A 255-nucleotide genomic window follows, 5' to 3' on the forward strand; every position below is an offset into this window, starting at 1 on the left:
ATCCCTTGTAGACTACGAGGTTGATAGGCACGATGTGTAAGTGGAGCGATCCATTCAGCAAGTGTGTACTAATAGATCGAGGGCTTGACCACAATTCGCTTGAATTCTCAAGTCAATGATAAAATGTCAGCAGTGATTATTCAGTTTTGAAGGCACGTCCTTCTAAGAAACACTGGACAAAGTAGAACAGAAATGTTATACTGAACCAGTCATATTGGTCGGTGACGATGACGGTGAGGTTCCACCTGTTCCCAT

Annotated in this window: 1 rRNA gene; it reads left to right on the forward strand. The window is 43.1% G+C overall.

Features of this window, described 5'->3' with window-relative positions:
• A 23S ribosomal RNA gene (locus P0G09_RS20790) occupies nucleotides 1-92 on the forward strand; the annotation flags it as partial.
• Nucleotides 93-255 lie beyond the last annotated feature (163 nt).

This window comes from Faecalibacterium sp. DFI.5.82 (assembly GCF_029076575.1).
Lineage (GTDB): Bacteria > Bacillota > Clostridia > Oscillospirales > Ruminococcaceae > Faecalibacterium > Faecalibacterium duncaniae.